The 13,824-nt window shown below is 57.3% G+C and carries 13 protein-coding genes; 5 read left to right on the top strand and 8 right to left on the bottom strand.

Annotation, left to right across the window (positions count from 1 at the left end; all coding sequences use genetic code 11):
• The first annotated feature begins 32 nt into the window (after positions 1-32).
• From LDN04_RS13210 to LDN04_RS13195, 4 genes are all read left to right on the top strand, one after another.
• A complete protein-coding gene (locus LDN04_RS13210; protein WP_223911418.1) occupies positions 33-323 on the top strand; it encodes a putative quinol monooxygenase in 291 nt (96 codons plus the stop codon).
• 69 nt (positions 324-392) lie between these two features.
• Complete coding sequence (locus LDN04_RS13205) at positions 393-998, top strand: RNA polymerase sigma factor (protein WP_223911415.1); 606 nt, start codon at positions 393-395, stop codon at positions 996-998.
• On the top strand, positions 998-2,113 hold the full coding sequence (locus LDN04_RS13200) for a DUF2275 domain-containing protein (protein ID WP_223913393.1): 1,116 nt from the start codon (positions 998-1,000) through the stop codon (positions 2,111-2,113). Before LDN04_RS13205 ends, LDN04_RS13200 begins: the two co-directional genes overlap by 1 nt.
• 140 nt (positions 2,114-2,253) lie before the next feature.
• Positions 2,254-3,036, top strand: a complete 783-nt coding sequence (locus LDN04_RS13195) for a hypothetical protein (protein ID WP_223911413.1) — start codon at positions 2,254-2,256, stop codon at positions 3,034-3,036.
• 203 nt (positions 3,037-3,239) lie between these two features.
• Here the strand turns inward: LDN04_RS13195 and LDN04_RS13190 are convergent, their stop codons facing one another.
• The 3 genes from LDN04_RS13190 to LDN04_RS13180 form a co-directional block, all read right to left on the bottom strand.
• The gene (locus LDN04_RS13190) at positions 3,240-5,711 is read right to left on the bottom strand and encodes a DUF3592 domain-containing protein (RefSeq protein ID WP_223911411.1); all 2,472 of its coding nucleotides are present in this window, start codon (positions 5,709-5,711) and stop codon (positions 3,240-3,242) included.
• Positions 5,712-6,327: 616 nt separating this feature from the next.
• On the bottom strand, positions 6,328-7,011 hold the full coding sequence (locus LDN04_RS13185) for a hypothetical protein (RefSeq protein WP_223911409.1): 684 nt from the start codon (positions 7,009-7,011) through the stop codon (positions 6,328-6,330).
• 149 nt (positions 7,012-7,160) lie between these two features.
• Positions 7,161-7,508: a hypothetical protein gene (locus LDN04_RS13180; RefSeq protein ID WP_223911407.1), complete on the bottom strand. Its 348-nt coding sequence runs from the start codon at positions 7,506-7,508 to the stop codon at positions 7,161-7,163.
• 251 nt (positions 7,509-7,759) lie between these two features.
• Between LDN04_RS13180 and LDN04_RS13175 the strand changes: the two genes are divergently transcribed.
• Complete coding sequence (locus LDN04_RS13175; protein WP_223911404.1) at positions 7,760-8,113, top strand: four helix bundle protein; 354 nt, start codon at positions 7,760-7,762, stop codon at positions 8,111-8,113.
• A gap of 78 nt (positions 8,114-8,191) precedes the next feature.
• Here the strand turns inward: LDN04_RS13175 and LDN04_RS13170 are convergent, their stop codons facing one another.
• The 5 genes from LDN04_RS13170 to LDN04_RS13150 form a co-directional block, all read right to left on the bottom strand.
• Positions 8,192-8,893: a 4'-phosphopantetheinyl transferase superfamily protein gene (locus tag LDN04_RS13170; RefSeq protein WP_223911401.1), complete on the bottom strand. Its 702-nt coding sequence runs from the start codon at positions 8,891-8,893 to the stop codon at positions 8,192-8,194.
• The gene (locus LDN04_RS13165) at positions 8,890-9,885 is read right to left on the bottom strand and encodes an NAD-dependent epimerase/dehydratase family protein (RefSeq protein WP_223911398.1); all 996 of its coding nucleotides are present in this window, start codon (positions 9,883-9,885) and stop codon (positions 8,890-8,892) included. The genes LDN04_RS13170 and LDN04_RS13165 overlap by 4 nt, the downstream gene beginning before the upstream one ends.
• Entirely contained in the window at positions 9,882-11,522 is a 1,641-nt protein-coding gene (locus LDN04_RS13160) for a fatty acid CoA ligase family protein (protein ID WP_223911395.1), read from the bottom strand. The genes LDN04_RS13165 and LDN04_RS13160 overlap by 4 nt, the downstream gene beginning before the upstream one ends.
• Positions 11,519-12,424 (bottom strand): alpha/beta fold hydrolase, encoded by a 906-nt coding sequence (locus LDN04_RS13155; RefSeq protein ID WP_223911392.1) that lies wholly within the window; start codon positions 12,422-12,424, stop codon positions 11,519-11,521. The genes LDN04_RS13160 and LDN04_RS13155 overlap by 4 nt, the downstream gene beginning before the upstream one ends.
• A gap of 253 nt (positions 12,425-12,677) precedes the next feature.
• Complete coding sequence (locus tag LDN04_RS13150; RefSeq protein WP_223911390.1) at positions 12,678-13,721, bottom strand: 3-oxoacyl-ACP synthase III; 1,044 nt, start codon at positions 13,719-13,721, stop codon at positions 12,678-12,680.
• Positions 13,722-13,824: the final 103 nt, after the last annotated feature.

The following is a 13,824-nucleotide window of genomic DNA, read 5'->3' as shown; positions in this document are numbered from 1 at the left end:
GGCAACCATGCACGCAGAAAGAAAGGTTAACTATGTCAACAATAACGGTAGTGGCAAAGCTCGTAGCCAAGAAGGATTCCATTGCAGCCGTCAAAACGGAACTGTTGAAGCTCGTCGCACCGACCAGGAAAGAGCAGGGGTGCATCGAGTACCGCCTCCATCAGGACAACGCTGATCCCGCCGTATTTGTCTTCTACGAGAACTGGGAGAATGCGACCTGCCTGGAAAAGCACATGAGCACCGATCATTACAAAGCCTACGTCAGCGCTGTCGATGGCATTATTGAGGGAAAAACCGTGAACAAAATGATCCAGATCGCATAGGCGTCCATGATTGGGAATATGTCTATCTGAAGGCGGGGAACATAAACAGATGTGGGATTGTCTTATTGTATGAGTCATGAACGGGATACCACTATGGATGACGATGCCGCTCTGGTAGCATCCTGGCGTAAAGGGAATGTATCTTCCTTCGAGGCGCTGGTGAACAAATACCAGAAGCGGATGCTCAATATCGCCTTCAGGATCACGGGAAACTACGATGATGCCTGCGAGGTGGTGCAGGACGTCTTTGTCGCGGCCTTCCGGAAGATCGATTCCTTTCGCGGCGAATCGCGCTTCTCCACCTGGCTGACGAGTATTGTGGTCAACATGTCGCGCAATCGGTTCCAGCAGATCCAGACAAAGCGGATGCACGAGCCATTCTCCCTGGATGGGTCCTCCACCGACGATGATTGTCCTGTCCATGAGCATCCCTCACACGCTCCATCCGCCTTGGAGCGTCTGGAGCGGCTCGATCTCCATGAAAAGCTGCAGGGGTGTATCAAGGCCCTGGCCACCGAGTTTCGGGAGACCATCGTGCTGAGGGATCTGCAGGATTTTTCCTACGATGAGATCTGCGCCATTCTCAAGGTTCGGGAAGGGACGGTCAAGTCCCGACTGTTCCGGGCCAGGGAAATGGTGAAGGACTGCCTGAAACGGGCAGTGGGAGAGTTGTGATGGAGCATACGGAGATACGCCGCAGGCTGTCTGACTATCTCGACAATGTCGTCAGCGCCACGGAAAAGTCGGAAATAGAGGCGCACCTCGCAACGTGCGGGAGCTGCCGCGGGGCGCTGGCAGACCTCCAACGGACAATCGCGCACATGAAAAGCCTTCCCGAGGTGGAACCGCCACCCTGGCTGACCGCGAAGATCATGGCACGGGTGAAAGATGTAGCGGAGCCCAGGCCCGCTCTCTGGAAACGGCTCTTCTTCCCGCTCCACGTCAAGCTCCCCCTGGAGGCGCTCGCTCTCGTCTTTCTCTGCGTTACCGGCTACTATCTGGCACGGACGACCGCCCCCCAGGTCCCCCTTACCGATATCCCAACCATGAGCCGTGAGGAAGTCATGCAACCCTCCGCAGTACCGCAGCCGAAACAGCGGCCTTCTGCTCCTTCGGCTGCGTCCCCCCAGCCCCAGCCAGCAACTCCGCCTGTCGCTTCGGGAGCACCGGCCGGTGCCCCCCCTCCTGCCGCCGACAGGGGCGGCTACGCTCCGCCGCCACCGGCAGCGGCCCCTCTTGCTACCCAGCCTCCTGCTCCTGCGTATTCCCCACCATTAGTCGGCTCCGGTCCGGCCGCTCAACGGTCGAAGGCAGTGGCGCCCCGGGCGGAGACAATGAAGGGCGGGGCACCTTCCCAGGAATCCGAAACGATGGAGGTACGCAAGGGAGCCCGGGAAGAACTGAAGGCGTTCGGAGGGGTGAGACAACAAGACGGCGCTTCCGGCACCAGGTTTCCCGCTGAGGTCATGGAAAGGCCGCCTGCGCCAGCTGCGTCTGCGAAATACCGGCCGGAGACGGCGGGAGAGGTGAGGGGAGAGCCGGTCGAAATCGCCCTCCAGGTTGAGGACTCCGCCAGCGCTGCCGGGGCGGTCGAAGAAGCTGTTACACGTGTTGAGGGCAGAATTGTCCGCCGCGCGTATGGCGAAGCGGGCCATATTCTCCTTGCTCAAATCGATGGTCGTAAAATTACGGCTCTCGTTACGCGCCTGGAGCGAATTGGGACACTCCGAAAACCGCCGCAGATCGCCGCGCGGGGTGGGGAAATGGTCGAGCTGCGTATCAGATGGTGATCAACTCTACACTCGAAGGAACTGAACCAGCGCCATTTCTCGTGTTCTGAAATTTTTTGCAGTTTATCAGGAACTTTTTTCGCCTCTCCCGTGTCTAACCGTGCAAAGAGTCAATTACACGGCAGGACAGGGAGGGGCGTATGAGAACGATGGTTTTTTTGCTGGTATTCATGGGGCTTACCGTCGGGGCATGGGCGGATTCGGTCGGCGATGCAGTGGATGTAAGGGTCAGGACGGACAACGGGCGTGAGCTCCCTTTGTCCCCGGCAACCGCGAGAGGAAACAACCGGAAGGTTTACGCGGAGGCGATAAGGGGGGATCACTACAGCATCGTCGTGCGCAACCGTCTGGACCGGCGGGTCGGCATCGTTATAGCCGTGGATGGTCGTAACATCATCTCGGGCAAGAAATCGTGGCTCGGAAACAGGGAGAGAATGTACATCCTGGAACCCTATGGTGTGGGAGAATACAACGGGTGGCGCACGGGGGACGACCGGGTCAACCGTTTCTATTTCACCACCGCCGCCGATTCCTATGCCGCGGCTTTCAAAGATGAGTCGGCCATGGGGGTGATCGCTGTTGCCGTCTATCCCGAGGTTCGCCACTACGAGCCGTCGGTTGGGTTATTCCGGGGGCAATCGGGATCGGCCGCGCCGGCGGCACCGTCCATGGAAAAAAGGGCAAAGGCGGCCGACAGGATGGAAGAAAGCGCCGGGACAGGCTACGGTCGGGAGGAGTATTCTCCGGTGCGCACGGTTGAGTTCGAGCCGGAGTCCGGCGCGTGGGAGAAGATATACATCCGGTACGAATGGCGCGAAACCCTCTGCCGCAAGGGGATTATCACCTGCGGCAGATACCAGCCGCCGAGAAACCGGATGTGGGACGATGACGGGTATGCCCCTCCGCCGCCGTGGAGGCATTGAGGAGAGGGAAGTATGCCGCTGTCAGAAAGCCCCGTTGGTCCTGTGACCACCGGGGCTTTTCTTGTCTTGCGGACGGGTATACCCAACGGGCATGGCTTGACCCGCCAGCTTCTTGGGCGGGTCGTAAGCCTTGTTGGAATCGTCATTATGTTTAAGAATAATCCATTAACAAAATGACAAGCAGCGTCTTTAGACCTCGCAACTTACAACTTACGGAGATTGTCTTCCAGAATGGCGCGCGTTTCGGCGACACGGTCTGCAGTATTGTTACCGAGCGGCACGTAAAAATATATTTCGATCAGTTTATTACCTGCTTCAAACAGTGCGTCCTCCCGGTATGATCCGGCAATTTCGTACCCGATCCGATGCACTTTCAGGCCGTTGATGTCTTTGATGTCCGAGAACTTTACGGTATTTCGGCCGGCGACCTGTGCAACATATCCATCCCATCCAAAAGACTTGAAGTTGTCAAGGCTGACGCCTGAAATATTGACAACCAGCAGTGATTCATCAGGTTTTGACGGGCTCGCCAGAAACAGGTACTGGTCCGCATACTCCTTCCGTATCGTTGCGCACGAGATCGCTTCCTTGACGGAATATCTCTTCCAATCGGCAGGGACAGAGACGGCAAACTTGAACTTTTCACTCCGGTACGAATTGCTCTCTGCCGTGCGATCCGCATGCGGGTTCGAGGATACCCACCACTGCCATCCTCCCCCAATACAGACAATGCTGCTGATTACCGCAATAACAAACCTGAGCTTGTAGCTGGCTTGCCTTCCCTCTGTTGCCGGGGATGGGGACGAACCCGTCATCAATGACTGTCGCTTAACGTACTTGGCAATGATCACCTGACAGGCGGTGCATGTATCGGTGATCGGCTGTGTCACGCCGCACTTCGGGCAGGTCATTGTCGCAGCGCCCTTGAGAGTCCTTTCAGTGGTGACGGCGATGGGTTGTGGCTGCAGTTGTTGCTTTCCCTCCAACGGTGCAGCTGCCGGGACGATTAACCCGCATACCTGTCGCAGCTGTCGGGCGATCTCCTCGGCAACGGTTCTCCCTTCAACTCCATCTCCCAGCGTGATGGTTGTGCCATTGCCGCAATCGGCCGTGATCCGGTAGATCAGTTTTGCGGATGTTCCTGTGCCGCGTGCCCCGGATTTCACGATTTCAACTCTCCTGACCAGAGCAGTCTCTATGCGGGAACTATAGACCGGGATGCCGAATAATCGACGCACGACGGATAGTTCGCCTGCTCCGACTGCAACCTGAAGCGAGTTGCTTAAGAGCCATACGGCATAAAGCAGCAAGCCTGCGCCGATCATGCCGAAAATGGGCAGGATCGCAAATCCCATGCCGGGCGATTTGAACACGAAGATTGATGTTCCCCCAAGAAACCAGCCGCTGAAAAATGCGAACAACAATCCGGTCATCAGATTCCGGCGACAGGGGTAGCGGAGCAGGAGCCTCCCCCCCTGACGTTCGACCTGTACTGTTCCGACAGGGAGCTCTTCGCAGGGCATCAGGTCAGGGGCCCGCGGTACGGTCAGGCGGGATGTCCGGGGCGATTCCTCTCGGATTACCGGAATGACGAAGCTTCGATCCAGGTCCAGGCCGGGAAGTTCGGCGGTGATACGTACCGTCCACTGATGGGAATCGCTGCTTGGCGGTTTGGTGGCAGGAACAGCAACCCGGAAAGCGATCCGTGTGCCGGCAGGTCCAAGTGTTGACGCAGCACAGCCGGCCTCCTGCCAGACCAGTTCTTTGCGGCTGCCATCATGGTGCTTGATAACCTGCTCGCAGCTGAGAGAGACCGCGAAGACATTGCCGCTGCTGAAGCGGACCGGAAGTTCGAGCGTACCGCCGGCTTCTCCGCCGATCGAGGAGGGGAACGGGTCCATCCGGAGCTGAATATCACCGAAAATCCGTACCTGGAGTGTCCTTCTGACTGCTTCCCAGAGGAGCCAGAAACCAACCAAGGGGAACATCAGTCCGATTGCCGCCAGACGGTTACCTTCGTAAATTACAGCGTTGATGCAGATGAATCCCGTAGGCTGAGCAATGGCATTCCAGACAGTGGCAAACAGCCAGAAAAAAGCCGCTTCCCTGCCAGTGGCTGACCTGATCGTTGCCGACTGCCAGTCCGATTCTGCCTTCCACTCCGGCACCCCCTTCCGTAGCAGCGCCTCCTTCTGTTCCGCATCCTTTACAGAACGGCGAATGGCGTAGATCATCCCCCCGCCAATCCCGCTGAAAGCAAGTCCGAGGGCCGAGAGGATGATGACCGGCATCCAGAGAGGGATGAACCCCTTGATCTCGGCGTTCCCCTCGTTTGTCGGGTCGTAGTAGACCTCCAGCCGCTGCCCGACGTTGTATGCCGATGTGCTGCCGCTGATCCGGGAGGTGAACCTGATCAGCCTCCCATCCGGGGTATGAAAGGTGACAGCGGGGGCGTAGGTAGTCGATTTCGAGCCTCGCTTCGCCACAAAATCTTCCACGGTTCCGGTGGTTACGGCTGCATTCCGGATGAAGAGAAGTGTTTTCACCGCCTTGACTGGGGCATAGAGCAGACAGCCGCTGCCGACAATGAAAAAGATGGCAAGAAACAGATAGAGCGGCCAGACGGTATGGCTGGATTTTTGGGGGATACGATTAGCTGTGTCAAAGAGTGGCATGTTGATCTGCTCCAAACAAATTCCAGTGTCTTTAGCTACTGTCCGGCCTTGGCCTATTCCTGCTCACGGAATGCTGTGCCGATATTCGTCCAACGGCTCGAGGGTCTGCTGTGTAGCGAAGCGGAAGCAGCAGCACCCGAGTGTTAGGCGGACCTCACTTCACAATTGCTCAACGCAATACAGCCTTACGACTTTCCTTGGAGTGCAGACTCAAAAAACTTTGTCTTCTTCAAGTAACTCAGGACTTTCTTTATGGCTCTAAAATCATATGAGTTGATTGGAAGCAATGCCGTGACGAAAACTTTCACCTGAGTTCGGCTTTCATTGATTTTGAGAAACTTTAAGTTTGCCTTTTCTACTGTGAAACTCCACGGTGACCGCAAATGTTCGATAAACTCTTGTTCGTTTGCGTCGTCCGTACTGAAGCTTTTAAGTGTGTGGCTAGACACATAGTTCATGTGGTTCAGACAGAGATTAAATGCCTGATCCACAGGTAGCTCAAGTAGAAAACTGTCTGTGAAATGCGGGTATTTCATGGTTTTTCTCTTTATTGCCTAACGGCGCGGGCGCTGACCTGACGGCTTTATCGGTCAGGTCTAGCGCTCTGGTTGGTACATCATATTTTCGTCAAACTTGCCGAGGCAGAGCCCTCAGAATTTTCTTTTTCAGAAATGTATTTGTGGTAGTTCAAAACCACTTGATCATAAATCAGAGTACGCTTTTTAGTGCAGGCAGGATGATTGGCATTAATACAGATAATGCTTCCGAATTGATGAATTCGTGTAGAAACTCTCGCCAACTCTGGGATGACATTGTCTTTCACAATCTGAAATGTCCCACCAAAAACAATGATTTCAGGATCTATGATCTCAATTTGTCTTCTAATAAATTTTGAGTATTTCTGTGCACTCTCATCTACTGTTTTGGTAGCAGTTCTACCCCCGGTCGTTTTTTTTAAATTTATGAACGAACATGAAAGTACCGATTTTTTACGATTATTATTTGCGGCCTTATAAGCGCCCACGCTTTGGGGATAATTGAGAAGACCGTAGGCCCATCGGCCGATGTTGTGAAACGTGGGACTACCCCAGAGTCCACTTTTAGGGCGAATAGTAGATGCATCGTGAATCAATTTTGAAATGCTGCCCTTGTAATCATTGGTTTCTTTTAGAATGAATAGGATTTTCTTCCTAGCTTGACTCCACATTTCAGGATAAATGATTCCATCTTCAACGAAATGATCGGCCTCATTCATAACCAACTTCTTCCACTCAGCAAACAAGGCTTCCATTTCATTCATTTGGTTCTCCGTTCTTGTACCAACTCGTTATTGAGCAGTTAGTACTTGGCATCTATATGTATATGCATGCATCTGCTTGTAGATACTTGCATCTATATATAGATGCAAACTAGGCATATACATATAGATGCTTTTTGGCAAATTGCTACTTATCCAATGCATCTATATATATGCTTTTCCAGAATTGTCCCGGAAATTTTTCCATATTGAACAAACCAAAGCCGCCTATCCGGCTTCCAAATTCCCCCGGCTTCCTTGACTTTCTTGCGCAACTCGGTTTCATATCCTTCTATTTTCAGTGCAACGAGAGTTTCTGCTGAGAACTTTTCCGGTGGAGGCTCCCATTCTTTTCGTTCGATAATCAGTTCAATCGTTTTTAACCGTTGACGAGTCTTTGGATCGTATCTGTAACGAACACATACAAGATCATCACCGTATTTGCTGATCAGACTTTTGGTGCCTCGTTGGCCGGGTTTGAGAATAAGGCGGGTTTTCATTATAGCGTCGTTTCCCATAGCACGAAAAATTTGTCGCATACTATACGTAAAATCTGATAAAACGTAAATTAAAAACATTAAGGAATTGGCGATGATTCGGCCACCAACGCACCTTTACAAGCAGTACCGGGAGTTCTGTGTCAAAAGCGGCATCAAGGACTGAGCAATGTGGCTGCCTCCACCCAGAACTAGGCTTTCAACACATAGACAGAAGGTTATAGACTGAAGACTGAAGGCTGAAGGAGAACCCAGTGCGTGATCATAATAAACTGAAGGCTTTTGAAATGGCGGACGAGATTGCATTGTTGGCCTATCAGGTAACAATGGCATTCCCGAAAGAAGAGCAATATGGTCTGACATCGCAGATTCGCAGGGCTGCAGTGTCGGTTCCGTCGAATATAGTCGAAGGCTGCGCGCGTGGCAGCCAGGCCGATTATCACAGATTTCTGACCATTGCTTTCGGCTCATTGAGGGAGCTGCGTTACCAGATCGAGCTATCAAACCGGCTTGGTTTTCTTAACGCGGAAGGATCGAAGCTCATTCAACCGAAAATTGTGGAGACAGAAAAGGTGCTGAATGCTTTGATCTGTTCTTTGCGGGGCTAACCTTTAGCCCTCAGCCTTCAGCCCTATTTTAAAAACCCCGATTGCCTTTCTGGCTTCCGGGGTTTTCGTTGTCGTACGTCAGGGGAGGTAGCGAACGACCGGCCGGTCGCCCGCGCTGGCAAGCGAGGCGCAGTAGCCGTCGGGAAGGGATATGTCTGCGAGGCTCCAGCGGGCGGGCTCGCCGGGAAGTGTACGATGGGCGATGAGGGCCGGAGGATGGCCGGGGAGGAGGGAGACGTCGAAACTGTCGGAGGGTTGGGTGAAGCCGGTGCCGCACCCTTTCAGCCAGGCTTCCTTGCGGGTCCAGCAACGGTAAAAGGCGTCGAGTTGTTCCTGATCGGTGAGACTGAACAGCTCGTCCCGTTCCCGGGGTGAAAAGTAGCGCCGGGCCATATCCCGGTAGGGCAGATCATCCCGCCGCTGCTCCAGGTCGATCCCCACATCGCTGCCGACGGTCACGGCCAGGATGCAGAGGTCGCCGCTATGGGATATGTTGAAGAGCAGTGGCCCGTCATCGGCCAGACGGGGTTTTCCCTGGTCACTCGTTTTAAACCGAAGCGAGGCGGGATCCTTGCCCAGGTAGCGGGCGATAGTTTCGCGGAGAAAACTGCGCCCCGCGATGAAGGTTTCACATGCCTTCTGATCCCGCAGGCGGTCCGCCCGTGCCAGTTCGTCCGGGGAAAGCATGTTTTTGAAACGGGTCAATCTGTCGTCATCGCCGGTGAGAGAGGAGAGCCAGACATGTACTTCTCCCGGCAGGACGGTGAGCGGGGGAGTCACGCTTTTCCCCCGGCAAGCGATTCACGGAGACGGGCGAGTCCTTCATCGATGGAGATGGCAGCCTCGTAGTCGAGGTCCCGGCGGGCGGCGGTGATGTCGAACCAGTGGGCGGTGGCCATCTCCCGCGCAACGAAGCGGGTCATGGGGGGCTCTCCCGAAAGGTTGAAGAGTGACCATATCCCCTCGCAGAGCATGCCGGCAGCATAGGCCACGGCTGGCGATACGTTCCCCGTAACTGGCGGCAGGCCGGCTGCGGCGAGTATTCTGTTGACCATGTCCCAGAGGGGGATCGGTTCGCCGTTGGTGATGAAGTAGCAATTGCCGGCAATAGTGGCGCCGGGAGTCAGCCGGTCAGCGGCGAGCAGGTGGGCTGTGGCGGCGTTGTCCACGTAGACCGTATCAACGAGGCATTCGCGCGTGCCGATCCGGCGCAGTTTGCCGGCACGCCCCTTGGCCACGATGCGGGGGACGAGGTGGTTGTCCCCCGGTCCCCAGATGAGGTGGGGGCGGAGGGAAACGGTGGCCAGGTCGGGTCCGTTGGCCGCGATGACGAGGCGTTCGGCCAGCGCCTTGGTCCGGGGGTAATGGGCCTCGTAGTGCGCAGGGTAGGGGAGGGATTCGTCACCCCCCTCCACGTCCGTGCCATCGAAGACCACGCTCGGGGAGCCGGTGAAGACGAGCCTGTCGATGCCGTGGTGCCGGCAGGCGGCGATGACGTTCTCCGTGCCGGTGACGTTCGCCCGGTGGAACTCCGCAGCACTCCCCCAGATACCGGCTTTTGCCGCCACGTGAAAGATTATGTCACACCCCTCGGCGGCGTGAAGCAGCGCATTCCGATCCCCGACGTCGCCCCGCACCTGTTCCACGCCAAGATGGGCGAGTATGGGGTATGTCTGACGGGAAAAGCTCCGGACCGATTCACCTCGCTCCCGGAGGAGCCTGACGATCGTTCCGCCGAGGAAACCGCCGCCGCCGGTTACCAGTGCCTTCACGAAAGCTTCCTTGCCGCCCAGAGCGCCAGTTTTTCCCGGAAAATCTTGGCGTTGTGGCGAATGTCGACCGGAAAAGCCGGGTGGAAGAGGATGGTGGTGATGGGCTGGGTGTGGATATGGGCGCCGCCGATAGCCAGGAGTTCCTTGCGGACTGTTTCCCGGTCGACCTTTACCCCTTTTTCCAGTTCGACGCAGAGTACCGGTCGCTGATCCCCTTCACCCCCAACTCCCACCAGGGCGGTGCGGAAGACGGCGGGATGGGTAGTGAAGACCGCCTCGCAGGGGATGGTGTAGAACGGCCCATCGGCCGTTTCCAGGCGATGGGACTTCCTGCCGCAGAACCAGATCCTTCCTGCCTCGTCGATTCCCCCCAGGTCACCCATGCGATGGAAAAAACCGCCGGTGGCCGGGTCGGCGATCTTCGACAGCAGGTCTGCTTCGGGGCGATTGTAGTAACCCCGGGTCACCTGTTCACCTTGGACGACGATCTCGCCGATGGTCCCAGCGGCGACGCGGAGTGAATCTTGCCAGACAGGGATGGGATCGTCACTGATACGGATGATTTCGAGCCGAATCCCCTCCACGGGACGTCCGATGCATATGCCTCCCCCCGCGTTGGTTATCTGCTGGGTCTCGGCAAGGATTTCCCTGCTGCCGATGGAGCAGACGGGGAGGGCTTCCGTCGCCCCGTAGGGGGTGTATATTTCCGCACCGGGGCCAAGGAGCCGGTAAAACCGTTCAAGGACCGTCGCCGGCACCGGGGCGCCGGCGGAAATGACCCGGCGCAGGGTCGGGAGACTCACACCACGCTCCGCGCCGTACCGGCCGACCCGGTTGATGAGGGCGGGCGAGCCGAACATGGTGGTGACGTTATTGGCCTTGATTGTGGCAATAATGCGGTGGGGATTGACCGACCCCGGCCGGGTGAAGTCCATCTGCGGAATGACGGCAGTCATGCCGAGGGCCGGGGCGAAGAGGGCAAAGAGGGGGAAGGTGGGGAGGTCGATCTCCCCCGGTTCGATACCGTAGACGCGGCGAAGCGCATCCACCTGGGCGGCGAAATTGCCGTGGCTATAGACTGCCCCTTTGGGGGGGCCGGTGCTGCCGCTGGTGAAGAGGATGGCAGCTACATCGTCACGTTCCGTCGGCGCCAGGGGAAAGGGTATGTCCGTTTCATTCTGTTGGAGAATCTCGGCAAGGGTCGTCCCTTCCCAGAAAAGACGCCTTCCCACGGTGACGAATATCCGGAGAGATTCCTTTCCCCAGCCGAAGAGACGCCGGGCGACGTGGGCCCGGGGGATGCCGATGAAGGCATGGGGTTCTGCCTCGGCGAGGCAGCTTTTCAGGTTCTTCATCCCCAGTCCCGGATCGATCAGGACCGGCACCGCGCCGACCTTGAACAGGGCGAAGGTGAGAGCGAAGAATTCCGGCCCTGGCGTCACCATAAGGGCGGTTCGTACGCCGCGGCCGATGCCGATGCGAATGAGCCCGTGGGCAATCCGGTCGCTCAGGGTATTCAGTTCGCGGAAGGAGAGCCGGCGGTTCTTTTGGGGGAAGATGATGGCCGTGGTATCGGGTTGTCGGCGAGCCATGTCCGGCAGGTGGCCGGCTATGTTGACGGGACCGGCTGTGCTCATGGATTGGCCTCTTTCGTGGCGGTGCGGTCGAGGAACTCGCCAATGAGCGGCACAATCTCTTCTCCGGCGTCTTCCAGGATATAGTGGCCGCAATCGGCAAAGCTGTGGACGTCGGCTCCGGGGAAGCGCCGCTGCCACTCGGCAAGGAAATGGCGGTCGAAGACGAAGTCCCGTTCCCCCCAGAACAGGGAGATCGGCAGGTTGCGGAACTGGTCGATTCCCGCAGCTACCGTATTCACGAGCTCGTAGTTCCGGTCGCCCGGCGTCAGGGGGATGTCCTGGACAAAGCGGAGGGTGGCAATCCGGTTCTGCCAGCTGTCGTAAGGAAGCCGGTAGGCCCGTCGCAGCTCTGCCGGCATGGGGTTCCGTTTGCACCCCACGAAGGAGGCGGCGAGGCTGAAGGCGTTGAAACCGCGCACGAGCAAGGCGCCGACCCATGTGTCGCGGCAGATTTTCAGGGCGAGGGGGAACGGCTTCTCCGCGGGGAGATGAAAGGCCGCGGTGTTGAGAATGACGAGCCTCTTGATCCGTTCCGGATGCCGGACAGCCCAGGCCATGCCGATCATTCCCCCCCAGTCGTGGAGCACCAGGGTGACGTTCTCCTTGATGTTCAGATGATCGAGGAGCCTCTCCAGGTCGTCTACCCGCCGGGGGAGGGTATAGTCGTAACGGTCGTCCCCTGGCTTGTCGGAAAGGCCGCAGCCGATGTGGTCGGGAACGACGCAGCGGTAGCGGTCCCGCAGGGCGAGGACGAGATTGCGGTAGTAGAAGGACCAGGAGGGGTTGCCATGGACCATCACCACCGGCTCGCCGCTCCCCTCGTCCAGGTAGTGGTAGCGAAGGCCGTCCAAGTCGAGGGCCTTACCGGTGAAGGGGTACTCTTTTGTGATGTTGATAGCCATGGAAATCGGGAATCCCTGTTTAAAACGTGTCAAATAGACGGTTTGCCGCCTTGAGTGTCAAAATCTCGTCCATTCCGGTCGAGGTTGTGCTGCGGACCTTGACCGGTTTCCTCTTCGCTTTACTTGGGTAGATCTCGCTACTGTGGTGATGTCGGAAACGGCTGGCGGGTGTCCGCTCGTCGCACAACCTGTTCCCTCCACTCCCGAGCCTTTGCCACTCAAGACTAATCCCAAGAAAGCTATGCCAGCTTACCTACCACTCCAACCCGAGCATCAGGCAGTTCAACCCGCTCCCTATGCCGAGAAAAGCGACCCGATTACCGGGGGAGAGGATGTCCCGCTCTTCCGCGAGGGCGGCGGTGAGAGGGAGGGAGACCGTTCCCATGTTGCCGAGGAATTCGTAGGTGGTGAAGTCCTTTTCGACGGGTATTCCCAGAGTCCTGAGAATGGTGCTCTGGTGCGCCGAGCCGACCTGGTGGCAGATCACATGGTCCACGTCCTCGACCCGCCATCCCATCTCCGGAAGGAAGGCCTCCCAGGTGCGCCGTCCGAGCTCGACGCCGTTGTTCATCACGTTCACCGCATCGGTGCGCATGGACTGGACATATCCCCCCATTCCGTCCGGGTCGATTCCCCAGAGGCAGAGACCGTGGTGCTCGGGGGCAGCTTGCGCCATTCCGCCAAGAAGCCGTCGGCCGCTTGCCGATCCGAAGGAGCCATCGGTAAGCAGGACCGCCACTGCCCCCGAGCCGCCGGTCAGGGTGGCAAGGGAGGAGGCGAAGTGGTCCATGCTCTGCTTTTCGAGCATGTCGGCGATCATGATGTCATTGATATCCCGGGCGCTTTCGCAGGAGACAACGAGGCCTGCCCTGATCTGGCCGAGCTCGATACGGTTCGCCACGTCTATGATACCGTTGAGGACACCGAGGCAGGCGTTGGATAGGTCATAGATCATGGTCTCCCCACCGATGTCGAGGCCCGCCGCGACGCGGCAGGCGGTCGCCGGTTCGAACTGCTCCCGGCAGACGCCGGTGTAGACGAGCACGCCGATGTCGCGGGGGGATATCCCTGAAGACGCGAGGGCCTTTTTCCCGGCGGCGATCGCCCCCCGGGAAAGGGGGTATCCCGGTTCCCACCAGCGTCGCTCCCGGATGCCGGTGAGCACCTGCAGTTGCCCCGGCGTGAACCGGAGTGCCTTGTAGAGCGGTTCGAGACGTTTCTCCAGTTCGGCGGAGGTCACCACCACCGGCGCCAGTTCGTAGCCGAGCGCCTCGATATGTACACGGGAATATCTCATGCTGTCTGCTCCATGCCAGTCTTTGTGCAGGACGTCAGATTTGAGATGATAACAAGGCGGCGATGAGAAAGCGACGAGGCATAGTTGTCACTATGTCGAGGAG

Origin of the sequence: Geobacter sp. AOG1 (assembly GCF_019972315.1) — a bacterium.
Classification (GTDB): Bacteria; Desulfobacterota; Desulfuromonadia; order Geobacterales; family Geobacteraceae; genus Geomobilimonas.
This window is presented reverse-complemented; position numbering and strand designations above follow the sequence as displayed.